The sequence below is a fragment of the Rhodanobacter sp. MP7CTX1 genome, from assembly GCF_014205795.1.
Classification (GTDB): Bacteria; Pseudomonadota; Gammaproteobacteria; order Xanthomonadales; family Rhodanobacteraceae; genus Rhodanobacter.
In genome coordinates, this window is the sequence record NZ_JACHCN010000001.1 from 39,564 (window position 1) to 56,395 (window position 16,832).

General features: G+C 62.0%; 15 protein-coding genes. 5 read left to right on the forward strand and 10 right to left on the reverse strand.

The window, feature by feature from the left end:
- Window positions 1–21: 21 nt before the first annotated feature.
- Window positions 22–1,347: an amidohydrolase family protein gene (locus tag HDE77_RS00185; protein WP_255482459.1), complete on the reverse strand. Its 1,326-nt coding sequence runs from the start codon at window positions 1,345–1,347 to the stop codon at window positions 22–24.
- A gap of 192 nt (window positions 1,348–1,539) precedes the next feature.
- Here HDE77_RS00185 and HDE77_RS00190 point away from each other — a divergent pair, with 192 nt between their 5' ends.
- Entirely contained in the window at window positions 1,540–2,217 is a 678-nt protein-coding gene (locus HDE77_RS00190; protein ID WP_184414994.1) for a GNAT family N-acetyltransferase, read from the forward strand.
- A 29-nt stretch (window positions 2,218–2,246) separates the two neighbouring features.
- Here HDE77_RS00190 and HDE77_RS00195 read toward each other — a convergent pair whose 3' ends face one another.
- From HDE77_RS00195 to HDE77_RS00210, 4 genes are all read right to left on the reverse strand, one after another.
- Window positions 2,247–3,140, reverse strand: coding sequence for a DoxX family protein (locus HDE77_RS00195; protein ID WP_184414996.1), 894 nt, complete (start codon window positions 3,138–3,140; stop codon window positions 2,247–2,249).
- Window positions 3,141–3,337: 197 nt separating this feature from the next.
- Window positions 3,338–4,363 (reverse strand): acetamidase/formamidase family protein, encoded by a 1,026-nt coding sequence (locus HDE77_RS00200; protein WP_184414998.1) that lies wholly within the window; start codon window positions 4,361–4,363, stop codon window positions 3,338–3,340.
- A gap of 243 nt (window positions 4,364–4,606) precedes the next feature.
- Window positions 4,607–5,578, reverse strand: coding sequence for an AraC family transcriptional regulator (locus HDE77_RS00205; RefSeq protein ID WP_184415000.1), 972 nt, complete (start codon window positions 5,576–5,578; stop codon window positions 4,607–4,609).
- A 12-nt stretch (window positions 5,579–5,590) separates the two neighbouring features.
- A complete protein-coding gene (locus tag HDE77_RS00210) occupies window positions 5,591–6,124 on the reverse strand; it encodes an OsmC family protein (protein ID WP_184415002.1) in 534 nt (177 codons plus the stop codon).
- A gap of 332 nt (window positions 6,125–6,456) precedes the next feature.
- Here HDE77_RS00210 and HDE77_RS00215 point away from each other — a divergent pair, with 332 nt between their 5' ends.
- The 3 genes from HDE77_RS00215 to HDE77_RS00225 all read left to right on the forward strand — a co-directional run bounded on the left by HDE77_RS00215 (window position 6,457) and on the right by HDE77_RS00225 (window position 8,886).
- Window positions 6,457–7,284, forward strand: coding sequence for a methyltransferase domain-containing protein (locus tag HDE77_RS00215; RefSeq protein WP_184415004.1), 828 nt, complete (start codon window positions 6,457–6,459; stop codon window positions 7,282–7,284).
- 49 nt (window positions 7,285–7,333) lie between these two features.
- Window positions 7,334–8,068, forward strand: a complete 735-nt coding sequence (gene mddA, locus HDE77_RS00220) for a methanethiol S-methyltransferase (RefSeq protein WP_184415006.1) — start codon at window positions 7,334–7,336, stop codon at window positions 8,066–8,068.
- 113 nt (window positions 8,069–8,181) lie between these two features.
- Window positions 8,182–8,886 carry a glutathione S-transferase N-terminal domain-containing protein gene (locus HDE77_RS00225; RefSeq protein ID WP_184415008.1) on the forward strand — a complete coding sequence of 235 codons (705 nt, stop codon included), beginning with the start codon at window positions 8,182–8,184 and terminating at the stop codon, window positions 8,884–8,886.
- A gap of 73 nt (window positions 8,887–8,959) precedes the next feature.
- Here the strand turns inward: HDE77_RS00225 and HDE77_RS00230 are convergent, their stop codons facing one another.
- From HDE77_RS00230 to HDE77_RS00245, 4 genes are all read right to left on the reverse strand, one after another.
- A complete protein-coding gene (locus HDE77_RS00230; protein ID WP_184415010.1) occupies window positions 8,960–10,210 on the reverse strand; it encodes a DUF6596 domain-containing protein in 1,251 nt (416 codons plus the stop codon).
- A gap of 16 nt (window positions 10,211–10,226) precedes the next feature.
- Window positions 10,227–10,577: a YciI family protein gene (locus tag HDE77_RS00235; protein ID WP_184415012.1), complete on the reverse strand. Its 351-nt coding sequence runs from the start codon at window positions 10,575–10,577 to the stop codon at window positions 10,227–10,229.
- 151 nt (window positions 10,578–10,728) lie between these two features.
- Window positions 10,729–12,942 carry a penicillin acylase family protein gene (locus tag HDE77_RS00240; RefSeq protein WP_184415014.1) on the reverse strand — a complete coding sequence of 738 codons (2,214 nt, stop codon included), beginning with the start codon at window positions 12,940–12,942 and terminating at the stop codon, window positions 10,729–10,731.
- Between the two features lie 111 nt (window positions 12,943–13,053).
- Window positions 13,054–13,890: a DUF4097 family beta strand repeat-containing protein gene (locus tag HDE77_RS00245; protein WP_184415016.1), complete on the reverse strand. Its 837-nt coding sequence runs from the start codon at window positions 13,888–13,890 to the stop codon at window positions 13,054–13,056.
- Between the two features lie 459 nt (window positions 13,891–14,349).
- On the opposite strand from HDE77_RS00245, the gene HDE77_RS00250 reads away from it, so the two are divergent.
- On the forward strand, window positions 14,350–16,032 hold the full coding sequence (locus HDE77_RS00250) for a hypothetical protein (protein WP_221444056.1): 1,683 nt from the start codon (window positions 14,350–14,352) through the stop codon (window positions 16,030–16,032).
- 245 nt (window positions 16,033–16,277) lie between these two features.
- Here the strand turns inward: HDE77_RS00250 and HDE77_RS00255 are convergent, their stop codons facing one another.
- Window positions 16,278–16,715 carry a hypothetical protein gene (locus HDE77_RS00255; protein WP_184415018.1) on the reverse strand — a complete coding sequence of 146 codons (438 nt, stop codon included), beginning with the start codon at window positions 16,713–16,715 and terminating at the stop codon, window positions 16,278–16,280.
- Between the last annotated feature and the right edge of the window lie 117 nt (window positions 16,716–16,832).

The following is a 16,832-nucleotide window of genomic DNA, read 5'->3' on the forward strand; positions in this document are numbered from 1 at the left end:
CGCGAATCTCGCTTTGGCGATTCACTGCGGCTGCTTGTAGATCACGCCGCCCTTCATCACAAACGGTACGCGTTCGATGGCACTGATGTCTGCCGTGGGATCGCCTTGCACCGCGATGATGTCGGCGTCGAGGCCGGCTTTCAGTTGGCCGAACTGATCCTGCTGGCGCAGGATTTTCGCGTCGACAGCGGTGGCGGCCAGCAAGGCCCGCGCGGGTGACATGCCGTCGCGCACCATCCATTCCAGTTCTTTGTAGTTGGTGCCGTGCGTGAACACGCCGACGTCGCTGCCGCAGCCGATGGTGACGCCGGCATCCATGGCCAGCTTGAATGCGCGCGCAGACTGCTGCATCTCCTCGGTCGGCGGATCGCCTGGCTTCCAGCTGCCGAAATACTCCGCGTAGGCGACGACGGCTTCGAGCGTCGGCAGATAGGCGACGTTGTGTTGTTTCATCTGCTCGAAGACTTCACGCGTACCGCCGAAGCCGTGCTCGATGGTATCGACGCCGGCGAGTATCGAACGACGCATGCCTTCGGCGGTGGTCGAATGCACCGAGACTGGCAGGCCGAGCGAGTGCGCAGCCTCGACGCCGGCGTTCAATTCCTGCTGCGTGAATGTCGGCACCGAACCCTTGGTCTTGCCGCAGTGGTAGTCGGCGTAAATCTTGATCCAGTCCGCGCCGTGGCCTGCCTGATCACGCACCGCATCCAGCATCTGGGCGGACCCGCTGACCGGGATGCCACCTTGCGGCAGATCCATGTCGGTGCGAAAGCCCATCGGACCGGGGCCGTAGCAGTGACTGGCGATGGTCGCGCGGGTGGCAACGAACATATGCGGGCCCGGGATCAAACCCTGGTTGATCGCGTGCTGCACATCGACGTCGGCATAGCCCGCGCCCTCGGTGCCGAGGTCGCGCAGTGCGGTAAAGCCGGCCATCAGCGTGTCGTGCGCATGCTGCACGGCTTCGATCGTGCGATACGCCTGCGACTCCTTCAGCACCTGGTCGTTCCACAGCGTTTCGTTGTACGGGTGCAGGAAGATGTGTGAGTGCGCGTCGATCAGGCCGGGCAGCAGCGTCATGCCCGGTAGCTCGATGGTCTGCGTGCCCGGCGGTGCCTTGACCTGCGCGGCTGGCCCGACCGCCAAGATCCGCTCGCCCTGGACCAGCAGCACCCAACCCGCATGCGTCTGCTCACTGCGCGCGTCGAAGACGCGATCGGCCTTGAACAGCCATGCGTGATCGGCAGGCTTGTCGACGGTTCCGGCGGTCGCCGCACATGCGGTACATGCCAGCAGCATGCCACCGATCAACGCGGCAACGCTGCGCGTGAATCTCTGCATCGACATGGTCTTTCCCCCGTTGCTGTCGGTTTCCATCCGCCCCTTGTAACACCGACAAAGCGGCAAATCGCTGACGGTGGAGGGACAATCCGAAGTGTGTCCGAAAAGTCGGGCCATTATCGAGTTATTTTTTCGCGCACAGCCGGCACTTTCCGTGGCAATCTCTTGCCCGAACGACGGACAAGGCAGCATTTCGGAATGATCGCTACAGAACTCGACAATCCCTTCTGGTGTTCGCTGCGCAGCAGGCATCGCGCCTTGGCGCAGTGCGTCGGTGATGCAGCGCGTTATCCGGCGGAGTTCGCGCCTTTTCTGGGCGTGGCTAGCGCGGATGCGGACGTCGTCGAAGCCATCGAGTCGCTGGTTGGGTCGGGCGAAACGCTGTATCTGCTGGGCGTTGCGCCGAACCCACCGGAAGGGTGGACTCTCGAAGCTTTTCCTCCCTTGGCGCAGATGATCTGCACGGCGCCGATCCCGGTGATTGATGGGCCGCAGGTGATCGAGTTGTCCGAGGCGCATCGCGCGGATGTGCTGGCGCTGACCGCGCTGGTGTATCCGCACTATTTCCGTCCAAGCACGATGGAGCTCGGTCGCTATTTCGGGATCTACCAGGACGGGCAGCTGGCGGCGATGATTGGCGAGCGCCTGGGCACCGATGCGTACCAGGAAATCAGTGCGGTCTGCACGCATCCTGACTTCAACGGCCGCGGCTACGCTCGCCGTTTAGTGGCGCTGCTGTCGAACGATAACTTGAAGCGTGGCCGCATGCCTTTCCTGCACGTGAGCCAGCAGAACCACCGCGCGAAGTTGTTGTACGAGCAGATCGGCTATCGCCATCGCCGCGAGATCCCGTTCTGGTCGCTGGGCCGCGCTTAGGCTTCACCCGAGCGCGATAGCTGGGTCAGTTATGGCGCTGCATTTCCGCGCGAAGCTGACACCGAAAGCCACGCAACCCCGCGGTACGAGTCAGCCACCACCCAGGCACCGCAGGCGATCGCGGTGGACATCAGGAACGGTGTCACCGAATCATTCCCAGGTGCGGCGATGACGCCGGGCAGCCAGACCAGCAGCGTAATCACGCTCAGCATGGCCGCTTCCAGTGTCGCCGCCAGGCGCGGCCAGACGGCGAACAGCACGGCCAGACTGGTGGCGATGCTGCCTGCGCCGGTGAGGTAGGCCCAAGCTAGGTGCCAGGGCAGCCACGCCGGTATGAAAGCGACAGTTTCCTTGGCATATACAAAATGCGAAAGCCCGATTGTTGGCAATGAAACAACAAACAGCAGCCGGGCCCAGCGCACGCCACTCGCTCCAACCTCGAATTTCAAATGCTGTCTCGACCATTCACCCGCATATACGGCAAACAGGATCCAGCCTCCCGCCAGGATGACGGCAATTTCGCCGAAGCCCAGCCAGGTCGCTTCCATCTGCGGTACCAACACCACCGCCGGAAGTTTCAGCAACACAGCCCAGAGCAGCAGGAACACGAACAGGATGCAGGATGAAAGCCTGACCGTGCGTCGCACGAGCAGCCCGATTCCGGTCCCCAGTTCGATGACGGCGCAGGCATACACGAAAAATTGCCGGCCAGGCAGATTTTCGATGGGGATGCGCTGCCATATCGACGCGAAATCGCCATAGAGGAGACCGCGGATGCCAAGGGCGATCATCACCGCAGCGAGCAATACGTGGCCCAAGCACATGCCGGCCAGATTCCCGGTGGTTGGCCCGATGGACAAGCTATCCGCAAATAGCGCGGGTGGTCCCAGCAGCGTACGACCTGGCTGCGTTGATCTATCCATACCTTGTCTCCTCGCGTTTTATGAGTGGAAGGCCAACTGCGGGACTGAAGATGTCGGGGTGACAAGGCTTTGATTGAGCCGTACTTTGTAGCGATCCGCACTCTTGAGAGGCAGTCCATGAAAAGAACCGCGGGTCACATTTATGGATCTCGCCACGGTGCTGGTGGATGTGCATTCTTCCAGCAGCAAATAGTGAGCTATCCCTGCGTCCCCTGTTTGAAAATGGATTTGGGCACCATCACATGGACGCCCTTGTTGTGGTCGACCAGCTCGGTGATATCGATGTCGCCGGACACGCTGATCAGCATGTAGGCATCGTCGCGGCTCATGTGCTGATGCTCGACCAGAAAGTCGATCATCCCGGCAACCGCCTTGTGGGTCGCTACGGTGAGGTCGTCGTCGTAGCCCATGCTGATGAAATAGTTCGGAGTTTCGGCACGGGGGTAGGGCCCGGTTTTCACGCCCTTCTGCAAAATGAATTGCACAGTGCCAACCAGCGAGGTCTCCATCGCGGTGATATCCACTTCGCCATTACCCTGGCCGGCGTGGCCGTCGCCGATCTGGAACAACGCGCCGGGGACGAAGACCGGGTAGTACACGGTCGATCCTTCCACCAGTTCCTTGTTGTCCATGTTGCCGCCGATGATGGTGGGCGGCGCACTGTCATAGCGACCGAACGCAGGCGGCGGTGCCACGCCCATGCTGCCGAAGAACGGATGCAGCGGGATATCGATGCCCGGCCCGAAGTGGGCAGTGCGCGTAGTGCGGTCGAGCGGGATGATCTTGACGCGGGCATACGGGAAGTCGTCGGTCTGGAAGCCTGCGCCGTAGCGGAACGCGTTGTACGCGTAGGGAATCGCGAGATCAATTTTCCTGACCCGAACCTCAAGCGTGTCGCCGGGCTCGGCGCCCTCGATGTACACCGGGCCGGTCAGTATATGACCGCCGGGACCACGGTCCTTGAGAGCGACGCCATCGAACAGATCGCGCAGGCTCTGCTCGACGTCGGCAGGCTTTACGCCGGCTTTCTCCAGGCCCGAGGGGCTGTTGGTGAGCACGGTGTGGAACACCACCGTGTCGCCCGACTTGATGCGCAGCACCGGCGGCGTGGTCGCGTCGTAGTGGCCCCAGGCGACGGTCTCTGGCGTGGCGAGCAACGTATACGTCTTGCCGCTTTCCTGGTCGGCCTGCTGGGCATGGGCAACCAGCGGGTTCGTCATCATGCAAGCGGCGAGCGCCGCGGCGGACGCAGCACGCAGGATGGAACGGAGCGAGACGGATTGAAGCGAGCCTGATTGAAGCGAACCTGATTGAAGCGAACCTGATTGAATCAGCGACGTCGACATTTCTGCATATCCCCATTGCCGCCTGGCGAAGCCGGCGCACCGGCTGATACTCGCTATTCGCCAAACCAGACGCAAGGTCCTCGAAGATGCTAAGGGGGCGTCAGACCCGGGGTGCCGCAGTCAACGAACCTGATCATGCATCGATTGGCTCCGTCGCCAGGTCGCTGGCGGGGCGCCGAACTCGCGGCGAAAGGCGCGGCTGAACGCCGTGTCGGTTTGATAGCCGACGTCTTCGGCAATTCGCGCCATGGGGGAGTTGCTGCGGCGCAGGAGATTGGCGGCAAGCAGCATGCGCCACTGCGTGAGGTACTGCATCGGGGTACTGCCAACCAGCTGATGAAAGCGTTCGGCGAGCACCGAGCGGGAGGTACTCGCCGCGAATGCCAATTCTTCAAGAGTCCAGGCATGCGCAGGTCGCTTGTGCAACGCGTTCAAGGCGGGACCCACGATGGGGTCGGCCAGACCCGCCAGCCATCCGGTACGACCGCCGCGCTGCTCGTTCATGTATAGGCGCAGCACTTCGATGAACAGCACCTCGGCAAGCTTGGCCAATACACCGGCGCCACCGGGCCGAGGTGAGCGGGCCTCGGCCAGCGCATAACGGACGGACGCTTCGAGCCAGGCGCCGGCATTCGATCCACGTACATTGACCCGCACCAGCGAAGGCAGCCCTGCAAGCAGCATCTGCGCGAGGCGGTCATCGCAGGCAAGGTAGCCGCAGACGATACGTGTCGTTAGGCCGCCACCGCCATAGGCAAGCTGACGTGGGCGACGCGACAGCACCACATCCAGGCGCGCGCCGGAGGCTGGCGTCAATCCAGGTTCAGAAGTCATGCGATGCGCATCGCCGCGCGGGAAAATGATGACATCGCCGGCGCTCAGGCGCGTCGGCGCCAGGTCACCCAGTTCGACGAAGCATTCGCCTTCGGTGATCAGGTGGAAGATCACTACGCGCTCGGCGCCAGGTTCGAGCAGCGGTGCCGCCGAATCAGCGCAGGGTGACTGGTAGCACCAGGGCGCTGTGAACCTCGCATGGATGAAGATGGCACCGACCAGGCGAACAACGCGGAGGATTTCGGAGAGTGCGTCCATGATCCGTGTCGATCAACTCACGCCCACATCGATGCGCATGTCCACCGGCACGGCATTCTCCAGTGCAAGGAGCATGGGTGAACGGCGACGGCTGTCTTCGACCAGGATACGCAAGCGTTCCGGCGAGACCCCGTGTGCAGCAATGCTGACGCGGAGTTGCACATCGCTCGGTCCGGCCGAGACGATTTCACCCGCGGCATCGGCCATGCCGAGCAGGCCGCGCAGATCCGAACGACTGCTGGCCAGCACATCGAGCATGGTCAGTTCGATCTCCTTGGCCGCCGCATTCATCGCGATACAGGTGGCCAGACAGGATGCGACTCCGGCGCGGAACAGCCAGCCTGGCGTGACCTGATCGCCGCTGCCGCCGAGTTCGTTCGGCATGTCGGTCAGCATCTGCGCACCGTTGGCATGACTCGCCACGATCCGCGTGCCGCTCTCCCAGCGGGCGATGGCAGATGCGTCGTCGTGAATGCCTGTCTCTGGGCGACGCTGCAGGACCTTCTCTATGCGCTGCATTGCCGCTGCGATATCTCGCGTCGCCATGTGGATGCCCTCCGCGTCGGTGCTTTCTATTGTGGCCCTCTCGATGCACGACGCCAAGCTGGCCCGAGGCTCCGTGTGTATCAGTCGGACCATCGGGCAGGACTCCCGGACGTCCGGCTAAGAACACCGTTGTGCTCGATGGCGCAAGGACGAAGGGGTAGGTATTGGCGACGCATGGACAGGACGTCTGCTGGACCCGGATGTCACCGTGCATCCCGCTGGCAGGCCGGTCAGCCGGCACCGACCTCCACAGCAGCCCTATTCCCGAAGACAAGACCGAAGGAGCGAAGCAGCATGAACGCCACCGTCATCGCCATCACCTGGAACTGAGCATGGAAGCGCGACTGCAAAGGAGGATCCAGCGCTACGGTTGGGACTTGGCGTCGGCGGACTACGAGCCGCTATGGCAAGCGCAGTTGGCTTGCATGCACGCCGAGCTGATCGCGCGCGCTTCGCTGGTTTCGGGTGAGCATGTGCTGGACGTGGCCTGCGGCAGCGGGCTGGTGGCTTTGCGAGCTGCAGAGGCGGTCGGGCCGCATGGGCAGGTCGTCGGCATCGACTTGTCCAGCCATATGCTCGATGCCGCCCGGCGACGGGCCAAAGAGCACGATGTGCGCAACGCGAGTTTCGAGCGCATGGATGCCGAGGATCTGCAGCTTCCCGCTGCGAGCTTCGACGTCGTGCTGTGCGCGCTCGGTCTCATGTACATGCCTGAGCCGGAGCAGGCCGTGCGTGAAATGCGGCGAGTGTTGCGGCCGGGCGGCCGCATGCTCACTGCTGTGTGGGGCGAGCGGTCTCGCTGCGGATGGTCGGCACTTTTCCCGATCGTCGATGCCGAGGTCGCCAGCGAGGTGTGTCCATGGTTCTTTCGCCTGGGGCAGGGCGACACGCTGGCTCGTGTGTGCACCGACGCCCGGTTTTCGGCTATCGGATTGCATCGCATGACCACGACGCTGGACTACGCGAACGCCGATGAGGCATGCAGCGCGGCTTTTGTCAGTGGTCCCGTCGCACTTGCGTGGTCGCGCTTCGACAGCGTCGTGCGGGCGAGGGTTTGCGCACGCTACGTCGAAGCGATCGCGGAGTGGCGGCACGGCCGGGCTTATCGGGTTCCAGGCGAGTTCGTCATCGTGGCCGCAGCCGTGCCAGGTGATGGGTAGAGCCGTTGGATGTTCAGACTTTCAATCAATTTTTCGAGAGGGCCATGTCATGAGTCGCATATTTTGTTTCTTGTATGGTACGACCAGTTATTTGATTTTTTTTGTCACGTTTCTCTACACCATCGGATTCGTTGGCGATCTGATCGTACCCAAGACGATGGATTCGACCCCACCGGTTGCGTTCGGAGAGGCGTTGCTGATCAACGTGGTATTGCTTGGGATCTTCGCTGTCCAGCACAGCGTCATGGCAAGGCCGGGCTTCAAGCGCTGGTGGACGCAGTTCATTCCGAAGACGATCGAACGAAGCACTTATGTGCTGCTCTCGAGCCTCGCACTGCTGCTGCTTTTCTGGCAGTGGCGTTCCATGCCTGGCGTGGTGTGGAATGTCGGGAACACGCTGGCGCGCGATGTCCTGTGGGCGCTATGTGGGCTCGGTTTTGCGGTGGTGCTGTTTACTACCTGCCTGATCAACCACTTCGACTTGTTTGGTCTGCGCCAGGTGTATCTGAATCTGAAAAGGCAGCCGTACACGTCCGCGGGTTTCAGGACGCCCTTGCTTTACCGGGTCGTGCGACATCCACTCATGCTCGGATTCATCATCGCATTCTGGGCGACGCCGACGATGACCGTAGCCCATCTTGTTTTTTCCCTGGCCACGACGGCTTACATCCTGATCGCCCTACAGTTCGAGGAGCGTGATCTGGCGGCCTATTTCGGCTCAGTTTACGAAGAGTATCGACGGCAGGTGCCGATGTTGCTGCCGTGGCTGAAGTCGCGGAGGTGATCGAGGGCGGGATCGAAGAAAGCGGCGGTCGGGTTGCACCTTCTCCGTTACAGAGTTGAATGCAGCGGCAGAACAACCTACCTTGCGGCGAGCCCATGACGCAGGAGCAAGCCGTGTCCCATCTGTCCAACTTCCCCATCGCCACCCGCTGGCCAGCCGAGCATCCCGACCGTATTCAGCTTTATTCGCTCAACACGCCCAATGGCGTGAAGGCGTCGATCATGCTTGAGGAGACCGGGCTTCCCTACGAGCCGCACCTCGTCGACATCATGAAGGGCGAGAGTCACACGCCGGAGTTCCGGTCGCTCAATCCCAATGGCAAGATTCCCGCAATCATCGACCCGAATGGCCCGGGCGGCAAACCGCTTGGGCTATTCGAATCGGGCGCGATTCTGCTTTATCTTGCGGACAAGACGGGCAAGTTCATTCCGGCTGATCCGGCACAACGCTGGGAGACGATCCAGTGGGTGTTCTTCCAGATGGCGGCGGTCGGCCCGATGTTTGGCCAGGTCGGCTACTTCAACAAGTTCGCCGGCAAGGAGATCGCCGACAAGCGGCCGCTCGAGCGTTTCGTCGCGGAATCGAAGCGTTTGCTCGGCGTTCTCGATACCCGCCTGAACGGTCGCATGTGGCTGATGGGCGACGAGTACACGATCGCCGACATCGCGACGCTCGGCTGGGTGCGCAACCTCATCACGTTCTACGAGGCGCGCGAATTGGTCGAGTACGACAGCTTTACCCACGTCGTCGCGTGGCTCGACCGGGCGTTGGCTCGGCCGGCGGTGACGCGTGGCCTGGGGATTCCCAGCCGGGGCTGACGCCATTGGGCCAGCACCAGGGCTGGCAATACAAGTCGCCTGCTCCCCGAAGACAAACTCATTGCTGGATGGTTTAGCCATCCATCTCCAACCGACGCTGCTGCAAGAAGCGGCGCACGGCGGGGTCGCGTTCCAGGCCGATGGCGAGTTCGTAGGCGTGGCTGGCATCGACGAGCGCGCCCATGCGGGCCAACAGTTCCGCGCGGGCAGCCCAATACGGCTGGTAGTCGGCCAGTCGCGCGTCGTCGGCCGGCGAGGGCAGCGCCTCGAGCGCAGCGTCGGCACCGCGCAATGGCGCGATCGCCAGCGCACGATTGATCGCGACCACGGGTGAGCCGGTAAGCAGGATCAGTGCATCGTAGAGTCGCACCAGCGCGGCCAAGTCAACATGACCAGCGCGACAGCCGTGGACGTGCGCCGACTGCACGGCGGCTTCGAGCTGAAAGCGGCCGATGCTGCCAAGCGTGCTGGCGTGCAGCAGCAGCGCCTCGGCTTCGTCGATCATCGACGCATCCCATTGCGCGGAATCCTGTTCCGCCAGCGGTATGTAGTCGCCTTGTGCATTACGCCGCGCGTTGCGTCTGGCCTGTGCATGGAGCAGTAGCGCAAGCAGTCCTAGCGCTTCGGCTTCGTGTGGCAGCAACTCGGCGACCAACCGTGCGAGGAAGATCGCTTCACCGGTGAGATCGCTGCGTGCGACATCAGTGCCATCGGCGTCAGTCCAGCCTTCGGCGAAAGCGACATAGATCGCGTCCAGCACCGCCTCGAGCCGGCCCGGCAATTCCTCGCGCTCGGGCAGGCGAAACGGTATGCCGGCCTCGCGAATTTTGTCCTTGGCGCGCACCAGCCGCTTGCCCATGGTTGCCGGCGCCAGCAGAAACGCCGAGGCAATCCGCTTCGCATCCAGTCCGAGCACGGCCTGCAACATCAGCGGCGCACGGATACCTGCATCGATGGCCGGATGCGCGCAGGCGAAGAGCAGGCCAAGGCGATGATCGGGCAAGGCGTCTTCGGTCAGCGCGGCATGTGTGCCTTCGGCCAGTACCTGCAACTGCGCGTTCGCCACGTCGCCACTGTGGCGACGACGGGCGACATCGATCGCTTTGCGGCGGGCGACGGTGAGCAGCCACGCCTCCGGGTTCGCTGGTATGCCCTGCATTGGCCAGCCCGTCAGCGCTGCGGCAAAGGCCTCCGACAGCGCATCTTCGGCAGCGCTCACGTCGCGGGTGTGCACTGCCAGGTAGGCGACCAGCTTGCCGTAGCTGCGCCGCGCGACGGCATCCGCCGCGCAGCGCACCTGGCCGATGGTGTCCGGATCACTCATGCGGCTCACACGCGGCTTACTGGGGTGTCCAGACCGGACGTACTTCTATGGTGCCGTGGCTGGCTGCCGGGCAGCGGGCGGCCCACGCAATCGCGGCATCAAGGTCGGGTACGTCAATCAGGTAGTAGCCACCCAACTGCTCCTTGGAGTCCGCATACGGCCCGTCCAGCACCTGTGTCTTGCCGTCTGCAACGCGTACGGTGGTCGCGGTCCCGCTGTCGCTCAGGCGGTTGCTGCCGACGCGGGCGCCCGCGCTGGTCAGTGCTTCGGTATAGGCCTGGTAGGCCGCTATCCAGCGGGACTTTTCTGCTTGCGGTAGCTCGGACCAACCGTTTTCGTTTGCATAGAGCATCAGAAGATATTGCATGGCTATTCTCCATCGTGGGTCATGGGCGGGCAGATTGCTGCGCCACCATGATGACGCGCGGGCCGACGTGATTTGGACAGTCTGTACCGCAACTTCTGTCGAAGGTCGGTGCATGCGACCTACACAGGCGATGTCACGAACCGGGGCAGTGTCACGAGCCGGGGTGGTAGATGCGCTCGATGTGGCCCTTGAGTTGCTCGGGCCAGAAATAGACCGTGCGCAGGTTGCCGGTGGTGTAGCGTTCGGCTTCGTCGTTGAAATGCGGGGAATCCGGGTGGCCGCTCTCGCCACCGGCGGTGATCGCGCGGGCACTGACCTTGTCGCCGAACTCGACGACTGCGACAAAGCTGTTACCGCTGGTGCCGTAGTAGCGCTTCGTCCCTGGCCAGCGGTGCGCGCCGAACGAGGCGAGCGAGCCCCAGCGCGACGAAGTGAAGGGCACCGGGATGCTGGGCTTGGTATCGTCGAACGGCTGCACGATGGCACCGTCGATGCGCTGGAAACGGTTGACCTCACCCCATGGAACGCCCCAGGTTCCGAAATCCTTCTGCAGCCTGTCGGATGCTTCGACCAGCGCACCCAGACGCGCCTTCGGGCCGGCTTTCTCAGCCATATAGTCGTAGATCGACAGGCCCTCGGCGGTGTCGGCTTTATCGACCTTGTCCCACAGCGTGTCGCCCCAGAACACCGCCAGTGAGGTCGGCATGGAGGCGATCCCCCAACGGTAATCCCAGCTGCGCAGCAGCGCGATCTGACCCGCCAGCTGGTGCCTGAGTGGATCGTTGGCGGGGAGCGCGTCGTAGTCGGCGATCAGCACCGGGATTTGCCGCGCGAACGCCGGCAGGTAGGAGTCGAACGCGGCGGTCATCAGCGACGCCATGGTGAAACCTTGCTGGCCGCTCAGCACGCGGGTGGCGTGGATGCCGCGCGGGTTCTCGCCGGCACTGTCCATGTAGCGAGGGTAATCCGCTAGCTTCGGGCTATCGGGTCCCGCAGCGGAATACGGCCAGTCATTGGTGTTGAAGATCCATCCATTCGCTGGATTGAGCAGGTGCGGCGCTTCGTTGAGCGCGTGCAGCCCGTTCCAGTCGGTGGCCGGATCGCTGCCGTCGACGGGCTTGGTGTAGTCGAAGCGGTTGTCGCGTTTCGGAATGAACTGCGGATGGAGATAAGCGATCTCGCCCTTGTCATCGGCAAAGATCGTGTTGTTCGACGAATTGGCCTTGAGCTCGGCAACTTTCATGAAGCTGGCGTAGTCATTGGCTCGCGTACGCAGCCAGCTTTGTTCCAGTGCTTCCATCGGTTTGTTCATCAGCGCGATCGCGATCCACTTGCCGTCTTTCTCGCGCACGACAGGGCCGTGGTGCGTGGCGTAGACAGTGAAGCTGCGTTGTCCCATCGAACCGTCGCTGTTGCGGTACGGAACGTTGATCGTGCGCGTCGTGACCGGTCGAAGTTGCGTACCGTAGCGATAGAATAGTTGGCCGTCCTTGTGCACGATCGTTTCGGCGAACTCGTCGACGACATCGGCGCCGGTCGAGGTGTGCATCCAGCCGATGTGGTGATTGAAACCCTGATAGATGAAGAACTGCCCCCACGTGACCGCGCCATAGGCGTCGAGTCCGGTGTCGCTGGTCATCTGCAGCTCGGAGCGAAAGAAGAACGAGGTATGCGGGTTGATGAGCAATAGAGCATGGCCGTCGGCGGTAAGCTTCGGCGCGATCGCGATGCCATTTGATCCCGTGGGTTCGGTCCAACTCGATGGCGGGTCCTGCTGCGCCAGCGCCGCCTGGGGATCATGGCCGTAGAAAGCCTCAAGCTGGCCGAGCGATACGCGTTCGATATCGCCGCCGATGCTGCCCTCGCTGAAGCTCAGCGCCATCCATGGTTCAAAATGATGGATGACTCGCGGATGGACGTCAGGGTGCAGGGCAAGGTAATCATTCAGTCCATCGGCCCAGGCGTTCATCAACGACTGCAGCCAGGCGGGACTGTTGGCATAGACTCTTTGCAGCTCGACCGGGTCGATGAACAGGTTCATCCGCAAGTCCTGCCAGATGGCAGGTTGGCCCTCGGCCTCGGCGAGGCGGCCCATGGCGTTTAGATAGTTGGTCTCGACGCGATTGAAATCGTCCTCGGCCTGCGCATAGGCCATGCCGAATACGGCATCGGCGTCGGTCTTGCCATGGACGTGTGCGATGCCCCAGTCGTCGCGGGTAATCGTGACCGCCTGTGCCTCGTGCTGCCAACGCGCTTCATCGGGCGGGAGCGCCTTGGCAGTTGCGGCGAGACAGGGTGCGAGCAGGGCAACCAGTTGCAGCGAGCGTGTCAGCCAAAAGCGTTTCTTCCTGGAGCGTATTGGCATCAGTTTCCCAGTGGTCAAGGCAGCGGTAGACAAAGCCAAGGTCGTGGACATCTCACATCACGAGATGTCCACGACCGCCTTTGCTCCACCCGTCGTGGTGTTGAAGGTGATTCAATCGTCGTTACGCTTCGGTACGCTGACCTGGCCTTTGACGTTGGCGTAATGGACCTCACCGCTGCCATTGGCGCCTACGGTGAAATTGCCACCGATGCCGTTGGCATTGATGTCACCGGACCCGGTGACACCGACCTTTGCATCGCGGCCGATATTGTTGAACGTGACATCGCCGGAACCGGTCGCTCCCACGTTGACGCCGCCGGTCACATTGCTGAAGTTGAGTTCGCCCGAGCCCGAATGATCCGCCTTGACGTCACCGCGCACGCCATCGACGCGTACGTCGCCCGAGCCTGTCTGGCGCAGTTCGACACTGCCGACTTGCTGGGCTTTCACATCGGCTGAGCCAAGTTTCAAGGTCAGTGCACCAGCAATGTGATCCGCCTGGAGGTCGCCCGAGCCGGAGTCAAAATTCAACGAGGCGAGGTTGCTCGCCTTCACATCGCCGGAGCCACTGTCGATGGTCACCGCGAGCGACGCCGGTACGCGCACCTGCAACTTCAGATACGCGTAGGTGGACCCGATAAGGGTAAAGGTGTTGTCGTGCCGATTGTTCTGCGCGACCACCGTCGCGCGATCGCCGCTGCGGTTGGCATCGAGCTGCACATCCTTCAGCCAGGACGCATCGGAAGCACAGGCGGTGCCGCGTACCTCGACCTTGTTCAAGCCCGGCACACTCTGTATGTCCAGGTCGGTGGAGCCGAGTTTCAGCAGCAGGCCGCTCAGGCCTGCGGCGTCGAGGTCAGCGTTGCGCGGCGCGCTATAGCGGCATTCCGAGGCGCCAGCAGCAAGTGGCAGTGTCGTCAGCAACAGGGCAATGATGATTTTATGCACGGTATCTACTCCAGGTGGGCAACACCCGTCTGATGCTCGCGGGACACTCAGCGTTTATACGTGATGCGCTTGCGGCGGCGATACATGACCTTCGGCCAGGTCCTGAGCCCTGGTATCGCGTTGGCAACAACGTGCAGCAGCGCCGAAGTGGGGCGCCGGTGTCGGTCATGCCGCCTCAAGCCCGGATTCCAGTGCATCAGCTTTCGCGCAACGGTGCAAGACGCAGGCGCGTCTGAGCCAGGCCGGGGCGGGGGTCAAGTCAGGTCCGCCAAGGCGCCACGCGAGGCGACACCCTTCGTCCACGGGAGGCAACCCTCATGACGTACTTCCTGTGTGGCGCTGGTCACATCGCGCGATGGGCCCGGCGCGACTGTAAAGAATCGTTCATGGTGGGTCACTACCGTGGCTCCGTTCTGCCTGTGTGATTGATGTGCGTTCAAACCCAACCCGGAGATCACGATGACCAACCCTCTGTCTGTGCGCTTACGCTGTAGGCACGTTGTTGCATCCCTTGCGCTCACCGCTCTGGCGGCCAGCACCTTTGCATACGCGGGCGATTATTCGCGCGGTCCGGACTTTCATTTCTGGCCCGGCAACCTGGTGGTGAGTCGCAGCGTCTACGACAACAAGCCCAGCAATGTGCAGGTCGGTACGATCCTGCCGGTGAATTGCGCTGCGACTACCGGCGGCTGCGGCGCAGCCACTGGCGCACCTTATGACGGCACCTATCCGTATGTATGGAACGACGTGCTGTACGACGCGAACTTCGGCATCACCTCACGCATCTATCTCGACCAGATCACGCCGAACGGCTGGCTGCTCAATTCGCTGGAAGTGCCAAACAGTCTGCTGCCTGCAGCCATGGCCGGCCAGTTGGTCACCAGCTTCAGCTCGAAATCGGAGATAGGGCTGCATCTGTCGCTGAATCGCAAATACCTTACCTTCATGGGCTATGTCGCGCCGGTCAACGCAATCGACGTGTCGAATTCGAACACACCCGGTGCGGTCGACCCGACCAATCCAGTCGGGCAGAGTTTTTACCGCGCCATCGCCACCGTTGACGGCCGTGGTCGCTTCAGCTTCACGGAAACCAACGCATATAGCGGCAACAACGGCCGCGCAGCGATCCTGAATGATCGCAACGGTGGCAATTACTTCTATACGAGCGGCAACGCCGGCAACGGCAGCAACCCGCAGCCGGACGGCGTCATTCTCGGTGCGGGCGCGCAATTCGTCACGCCGACATCATTGCCCGAGCTGTCGCAGAGCCCTGGCGCGAATACGCCGGTGGCCAGCTTTTCGGTCGCCGCGCTGGGTCAGAAGGCCGACAAGATCGGCAAGGATGACAATTTTCGCGGCATGACTGTGTTCAACAACGTGCTGTATTTCACGAAGGGCAGCGGCAGCAACGGCGTCAATACGGTGTATTTCGTCGAAACGACAGGTACCGCATGTCCGTCCGGTGTTGGCGTGCCGGTGGCTGGTGCAGCGCTTCCCAGTGAACCGCTTTCCTACAATGCGGCCACGCTGCAGACCAGTGGTCTGCCGACCAACATGTGCGTGCTGGCCGGCTTCCCGTCAACGCCGAACAAGTCGGCGAATCCGCTGGCCTTCCCGTTCGCGTTGTGGTTTGCCGATGCGAACACGCTGTATGTTGCCGATGAAGGTGACGGCTACACCGGCGGCACCGATCTGTACACGCATGCGGCGGCGCAGACGACGGCCGGTCTGCAGAAGTGGGTGTTCAACGCCACGACGAACAGCTGGACCCTTGCCTACACCTTGCAGGCGGGTCTTGGGCTGGGCCAGGCCTACAGCGTGCGCGACTATCCAACCGGTACCAATCCGGGCACCAACCTGCCGTGGTCGCCGGCAACCGATGGTTTGCGCAATCTTACGGGTCGGGTAGATTCGGATGGTCGCGTCACGATCTGGGCGGTCACCTCGACCATCAGCGGCAACGGCGACGTCGGTGCCGATCCGAACCGGCTGGTGGCGATCCGTGATGAGCTGAAGAACGTCAGTGCCGCGGGCGCGTCACGGGAGAAGTTCACGACGTTGCGGGCGGCAGGTTTCGCGGAAGTGCTGCGTGGCGTGTCGTTTACACCGGACACGGATGCGGGTCATAGCGGCTTGCATTGAATCACGCATGCGCGTGGGCAAGAGCACCGTGCATTTGCACGGCAGTTCCGCTGTCCGCCAGGGCTGTTAAAAGGAGGCCCTTGCCTGAGTGGCAAGGGCCTGGTTTTTAATGCGTTTCGGCATGAATGGGTGTTGTGAAACTCTGTATAGCCATGGCGCGCTGACCATGAACTGTTGGCAGCACATTAATCAACGTCAAAATCAGCTCGTACCGAGCGCATCTCCCCATTATCCTGGAGCCGCTGCTATTTCAGGATCAACTCTCGGGTAAGTTGGCTGCCCAGCAGAGTTCGCATCGATTCCCGATCCATACTGGCTTTGTTGCGGGCGGCCATCGGGCCCAATACCTTGGTGGCGACGGCATCGCTTTCATCGGTGCGATCGAGTGCGGCCATGTTTGGGTAACTAATGGTCAGAATCACATCGGCGTCCTGTGCCGAGCGCGCCTCGGAGCTGTAGACCGCATAACCCGTAATCAGGCCCGCGTTCTTCAGTGCTGTCATTTGCGCTTTATAGGGTCCGTCCAGGTATTTCATGTAATTCTCAAACTGCCCTGGTTTGATCTTGATGAAGCTGACACGAGTGACGCCACCCTCCTTGTAGGGCTTCGTGTCCTGCGCAAATGCCGAACTCACAACCGCGAACATCAGCAATGAAATAATCAATATTGCGATACGTTTCACAGTATGCTCCTTGACAAGACTGCACGGACGCGAAGTTTCGTTAACGCTACGCGCAGTGCCTGGGGACGTCAACAACCGACGGGTTGAATAATCCGCAGCATGAGAAAGGGTAACCGC

Bases quoted from the DNA above. Each gene is read 5' to 3' on its own strand.
- HDE77_RS00205 (WP_184415000.1), bottom strand. From the start codon at position 5,578: ATGGACGCACTCTCCGAAATCCTCCGCGTTGTTCGCCTGGTCGGTGCC.
- HDE77_RS00190 (WP_184414994.1), top strand. From the start codon at position 1,540: ATGATCGCTACAGAACTCGACAATCCCTTCTGGTGTTCGCTGCGCAGC.
- mddA (WP_184415006.1), top strand. From the start codon at position 7,334: ATGAGTCGCATATTTTGTTTCTTGTATGGTACGACCAGTTATTTGATT.
- HDE77_RS00250 (WP_221444056.1), top strand. From the start codon at position 14,350: ATGACCAACCCTCTGTCTGTGCGCTTACGCTGTAGGCACGTTGTTGCA.
- HDE77_RS00210 (WP_184415002.1), bottom strand. From the start codon at position 6,124: ATGGCGACGCGAGATATCGCAGCGGCAATGCAGCGCATAGAGAAGGTC.
- HDE77_RS00200 (WP_184414998.1), bottom strand. From the start codon at position 4,363: ATGATGACGAACCCGCTGGTTGCCCATGCCCAGCAGGCCGACCAGGAA.
- HDE77_RS00215 (WP_184415004.1), top strand. From the start codon at position 6,457: ATGGAAGCGCGACTGCAAAGGAGGATCCAGCGCTACGGTTGGGACTTG.
- HDE77_RS00230 (WP_184415010.1), bottom strand. From the start codon at position 10,210: ATGAGTGATCCGGACACCATCGGCCAGGTGCGCTGCGCGGCGGATGCC.
- HDE77_RS00195 (WP_184414996.1), bottom strand. From the start codon at position 3,140: ATGGATAGATCAACGCAGCCAGGTCGTACGCTGCTGGGACCACCCGCG.
- HDE77_RS00235 (WP_184415012.1), bottom strand. From the start codon at position 10,577: ATGCAATATCTTCTGATGCTCTATGCAAACGAAAACGGTTGGTCCGAG.
- HDE77_RS00240 (WP_184415014.1), bottom strand. From the start codon at position 12,942: ATGCCAATACGCTCCAGGAAGAAACGCTTTTGGCTGACACGCTCGCTG.
- HDE77_RS00185 (WP_255482459.1), bottom strand. From the start codon at position 1,347: ATGTCGATGCAGAGATTCACGCGCAGCGTTGCCGCGTTGATCGGTGGC.